The sequence below is a fragment of the Mycobacterium sp. genome (assembly GCF_052143115.1).
GTDB lineage: Bacteria > Actinomycetota > Actinomycetes > Mycobacteriales > Mycobacteriaceae > Mycobacterium.
This window is the reverse complement of sequence record NZ_JBKQTQ010000122.1, coordinates 1-4,259: the sequence shown is the minus strand read 5'-3', so window position 1 is coordinate 4,259 and position 4,259 is coordinate 1. Positions and strand designations below refer to the sequence as shown.

Below are 4,259 nucleotides of genomic sequence, written 5' to 3'. Positions count from 1 at the left end.
CAGCCGCATCGGCGGCCACATAGATACCCGCGGCATCCCCGATGTTGGCCTGAGCGATATCCAGCAGGCTGTTGATTTTCGCGGCGGCCGCCACGAAGCGGGCGTGCGCGGCCTGAAACGCCGCCGCCGACTCCCCAGCGTGAAACGCCTGCGCCGACATAGCTTCCTGCTCGGCCTGACCAATCGTGCTACGCATCAACCCCGCCTTGGCGGCAAACGCCGACTGCGAGGCCACCAACTGCGGAATATGAGCATCCAACATACTCATGACGAAGATCCTTTCTCTAATCGACTACCGTTGCCACACAACCACACTCAGCGGTGATCCCCCTCCCCCTGCGGCAGCTCGGGACCCCACGTCCCCGGCACCATCGGCATACTCGGCCCCCCGCCAAATCCATTGCCGCTCAGTGTCGCCAATCCCGCGGCCTCAGCGGCAGTGTCCTTATGCACCGTCCCGACAAACCCCAACGGCCCTGCACCGGAATCCGACGCCAGCACCGAGGCCTCCTCGGGCTCGGCGCCGGGACCGAGATCGCTGTCCATATCCGCGAACTCGTCTCCGTAGTCCCGCAACTCGGCCCGTCGCCGCCGCAGCGTCCGCACCTTGTCTCGAGCTACTGCACCCACCGCGGCAGCCGCGGGAATGTAGCGACCCGGCGCCTTGGCGCCCTTGCGATCAATCAGCGTCGGCCCGGGTCCGGCGTCGGGGCCGAGACCGCCCACCATATAGGCGAAGCCGCCGGTGGCGGGAGTGGCCGCCGCGCCCGCACCGGACGCGGCACCTGCCACCGGTGTCGACCCGGCGGTCACCACCGATATGCCTGGTGTCCCTGTCAGCCCCGCTGCGGGCAACGCAGCAGGCTGTCCGGCGCCGGTGGCGATTCCGGCCGCTCCGGCTGCCGCGGGTGCAGCCACCGGCACGGCCAGGGACGCCATCGCATTGAGCGGCACGCCGATGATGATCGAAAGCCAGACCGGAGAAGTCAGGAGCATCGACCAAGTCGTCCACCCGACCGGCTCGAAAAACGCTTGATAGCCGACGAAGAACAGCAGCGGAAACCAGGCGCTCGGGTTCGCGATGATGGAGTTGATCGTCTGGCCCGGGTTCTGGAAGAGTTGGAGGAGCTGGTCGAACATCTCGGTAAAGAAGTTCGATCCCGATGATGACTGGTTGGCGGCCGCCATCGCGGTATTGGCTTTTAGCACCAACGGCGCCGCGGTGGTGCGGGGGGCCGACGCCAACGCCGACCCGGAAACCGCCTGATAACTGGCCATCGTGGTGGCCGCCTGAATCCACATTCGCGCGTAGTCGGCTTCGTTGAGCGCGATCGGAATCGTATTGATCCCAAAGAAGTTCGTCGCTATCAACACGCCGTGAATGAGGTGATTGGCGGCCAACTCCGGAAGCGTCGGCATCGCAGCCAACGCGCTGGTATAGGCGGCCGCCGCGATCTCGTGCTGAGCAGCCGCACCCGCGCTATTCGCGCTGGCGTCCGTCAGCCACGCGAGATACGGGGCGTGTGCGCTGACATACTGCTCGGCGCTTGGACCCTCCCACGCGCCGGCCTGTACCGCGCCCAACAGTGTGGTGAGTTCGCCGGCAGCCGAGGCATATTCAGTACTCAGCGACGTCCACGCCCCAGCAGCCGCCAGCAGCGACCCGGGTCCAGGACCGCTGCTGAGCAGCGCTGAATGCACCTCCGGCGGCGAAGCCATCCACACCGGCGCGGTCATCGTCAGCCGTGGAAGCCGAGATACGATGACGCAGCGGCCGCATCACCGGCGGCGTAACTCGCGCCGGACTCACCGACACCGACCCCGGCACGGCCGAGCTCTTCCACGCCTTCGGCAGCGACCGCGGTGTGCTCAGTGCCCTGCGCGCTGAATCCGGCCGCAGTCTGCAGCGACACCGGATCCGCCGCCGACGGAACCACGGCGGAGATCAACGGTGCCGCGTCCGCGTGCGCGGCGGCCAGGCGGGCGGTGATCGCTTCGACCGCGGCGCTGGCGGAGGCCAAACCCTCCGGGACGACTCGCAACGTCATGGCACTTCCATCCTTTCGATGAACCACTTTCGACGAAACTCACCGACCATCGACGGCCACACTTTCGTCGACGAGCGGATTGACCAACTGCACATATGTCGGGGTGTCGGTGTCGCCCAGCAGGATTGCCCGACCTGAGGGCAACCGGTCGAATCGTTGACCGCGAATCTTTCCGCCGTCCGCCGGATTGCCCGACAACATCAACGTGGTTGCCTGTAGGTCGTTGAACCGGCGCAGCAACGGGCTGGTCATCAGCGCGTGCGCGGAACCGGTTGCGCGCCCGGTGACGATCACCCGCAGCCCCAGGTCGCTGGCCTGTGCCAGCAACCCGAGGAGCGGAGTCCAAGGCCGCTGCCCGACGAACGGACCGGTCATCGCGGGCGTATCCGGTATCTGATCGACGTCGTCGATGATCAGGTAGTGGGTGTGCCCCTCGTATGACCATCCGGTCAGCTGGGTGGCCGAGAGCCCCGCCGGTGGTTGCCGCTTTTCGATGAGCGCCGACAAGCCGAGTATCGCCGGCAGCACCCGGTCGACATTTGCGGTGTATTCGTTGTCGGGGAACAGCGGCTCATCGACGAGATGCAACCGGCGATCCAGCACCGTGAACGCGACCCGGTCGGGAGTCGAGTGGTCGCGGATGGTGCGGATGATGTGGCGCAACAACGTGGTCTTGCCCGATTTGGTGTCGCCCAGCACCATCAGCAACGGATTCTCGGCGAAGTCGAGTTCGACTGCGGCCAAGTCTTCTTCGCGCTGGCCGATGACGATCCGGTCGGCGCCCCGATACACCGCACCGACCGCGGCGGGCGCCAGGTTGGTCGGTAGCAACCGCACCGGCGGCGCCGTGACGCCGCGATGGCGGGCGTTGATCGCGGCGACCTGGTCCAGTTCGGGTGCCGCGAACAGGAAGTGCTCGGCGGCCATGGTCAGCCCGCGACCCGGCTGGTCGGCGGGCACCGCCTCGGCCGGACGGTGCAGTGCACCGACCAGCCGGACGTTGCTGTCCCGGGCGTCATGCAGCTTCAGCTCCAGCCGCAGCCCAAGACCGTCCCGCATCGCCAGCGGCACCTCCAGCCAGCTGGGTGTGGTGACGACCACGTGGATGCCGTAGGCCAACCCGATGTTGACGAGCTCGGTCACCTTCGCCAGCAACGGGTTCCGGGTGTTGAACTGATCGGTGTTATCCCGGCTGAAGGCATAGAGATTGTCGATAACCAGGAAGACCTGGCCCCGCCCGTCATGCGGCCCTTGCTTGTCCCGGAACACCTCGCGCTGCTGGCGGTACCGGAGCAGCTGCTCGAGCTCCCCGAAGGTGCGGCGGATCCGCTCCGGTTCCAGCGCCGAGGCCACGCTGCCGACATGCGCCAAGTCCTCCAGCGCCCGCAGCTGACCACCGCCATAGTCCAGGCAGTAGAAACTCACCTCGCTGGGCGAGTCCAGGCTTGCCGCCGACAAGATAAACGTCTGCAGGGCAGCCGATTTGCCTGACTTTGCCCCACCATGGATCACCATGTTGCCGGCCGACGACCGTGCATCGAACACCAGCGGGTCGCGGCGCATCTCGAACGGCTTGTCGATTTCGCCTAGCGGCCAACGCCACTCGCCCTGGGGCAGCGCCGCGCGGGCCAGCACCGTGCTCAGCGGGATCGGGTCGTCGAGTGGTGGCAGCCACAGCTCTGGCGCACGTGGGCCACAGCGCGCGAGCTGGTCACCGATGGTGGCGATCAACTTACGTGGCGGGCCGACCTGTTCTTCGTGACCATTCGTCGTGATCACCGTGGTCTGATCGGGCTCCACTCGGCCGGCAGTGAACAGCTTTGGTTCGGGAACAGAATGCACCACAAGCGTTTTCGCTGTCTGAGGTGGATCGTAGATGCCGTCGACGTAAGTGCTGCGGAATTTGATCGGCGCAGCACCGGGAGCGGGCACCAGGAAGCCCAAGCCCTTGTGCTCCTTGCCGGACTCGATGTGGTAGGCGTCCTCCACGCCGATGATCTGCCGCGAGACGGCAGGGCTGGCCACCTTCAAGCCGATCCGGTAGGAGGTGTTCTTGTCGATGTCCTTGATCTTTCCGACATCCAGCGTCTGCGACGCGAACAGGATGTGGATCCGGAACGAGCGGCCTTTGCGCGCAACGTAATCGAACAGCTCGGCGTACTCGGGGTGGTCGGCGAGCATCAGGGTGAACTCGTCGGCGACCACGAACAG

General features: G+C 66.1%; 4 protein-coding genes. All 4 read right to left on the bottom strand.

What is annotated here, in order from left to right; all coding sequences use genetic code 11:
• Positions 1 to 268, bottom strand: a 268-nt coding sequence (gene esxG / locus ACLQI9_RS13385; protein WP_442391673.1) for a type VII secretion system protein EsxG, incomplete at its 3' end; no start/stop codon positions are given.
• Between the two features lie 47 nt (positions 269 to 315).
• On the bottom strand, positions 316 to 1,737 hold the full coding sequence (locus tag ACLQI9_RS13380; RefSeq protein ID WP_442391755.1) for a PPE family protein: 1,422 nt from the start codon (positions 1,735 to 1,737) through the stop codon (positions 316 to 318).
• 2 nt (positions 1,738 to 1,739) lie between these two features.
• Positions 1,740 to 2,048 (bottom strand): PE family protein, encoded by a 309-nt coding sequence (locus tag ACLQI9_RS13375; protein WP_442376905.1) that lies wholly within the window; start codon positions 2,046 to 2,048, stop codon positions 1,740 to 1,742.
• 39 nt (positions 2,049 to 2,087) lie between these two features.
• Positions 2,088 to 4,259, bottom strand: a 2,172-nt coding sequence (gene eccCb / locus ACLQI9_RS13370; RefSeq protein ID WP_442391754.1) for a type VII secretion protein EccCb, incomplete at its 5' end; no start/stop codon positions are given.